Here is a 768-nt window from a genome sequence, read left to right as displayed (position 1 = left end):
GACGCCCTGTGCGACCCACGCGCGGTAAAGCGCATCCACATCGCGGTCCGTCGCCTGACTCATGCACAGCTCGGTGCCACCCACCTGCGGCTGCGGCGGTGGGAATATGCCCTGACGCGACTGTAAGCCGAGTGAGAATTCCGGCTGTAGCGCAAACAGGGTGAAATCGGGGAAGGTTTCCAGCGGCGGCGCACCAAGCAAGGTTTGATAAAAACGGGCGCTGACATCAACATCCTGCACATACAGGATCAGACTGTTCGGGGCAAAAGTCATCACGTACTCCTTGTCACAATGATAGGGCCTGCGCAAGCGGCATCAGGCCAGGGAGTACGTTAGCGGTATCGGGTGTCAGTTTCTGTCAGTAGGCTTTGAGTCCGGCGGCGTTTCCGTATCAAACACACTTTTTCGCCAGGCTTGCAGCAATTGCTCACGACGTTTGGGAAAGCGATCGGGCAAACGCGTCAGCGTTGCGATACGATCGGTGCGAAAGTGGCGGAAATCCTGCCGCAGCTCGCACCAGGCCGCCAGCAGTTGCGTTTGATCGAAGTAGCCTAATGCTAATGGCCATAGCGTGCGCGTTGAGTGCCGGTTTTTAAGGTCACAATAGGCAATCTCTATCCGCTGCTCATGGCGAATCGCCAACCGCAGTTGGTACATCACGTCATCGTCACTTTTATACGCTTCGCTTGGGCCAACGCGTAGCCCCGAGTGCTCCATCACATAGTGCAACGGCTGTGGAAGCACCGCGCCGATCTTCCCCAGGGCCGT

The 768-nt window shown here is 57.6% G+C and carries 2 protein-coding genes; both read right to left on the bottom strand.

Features of this window, described 5'->3' with window-relative positions:
• Window positions 1-273, bottom strand: a 273-nt coding sequence (locus J5224_RS32220; RefSeq protein ID WP_264629018.1) for a VOC family protein, incomplete at its 3' end; no start/stop codon positions are given.
• Between the two features lie 75 nt (window positions 274-348).
• On the bottom strand, window positions 349-768 hold a 420-nt coding region (locus J5224_RS32215), incomplete at its 5' end, for a helix-turn-helix transcriptional regulator (RefSeq protein ID WP_264629017.1).

It is taken from the genome of Candidatus Symbiopectobacterium sp. NZEC135 (assembly GCF_025962695.1).
Note: the sequence above shows the minus strand (reverse complement) of the source record. Positions and strands in the feature narration are given on the sequence as shown.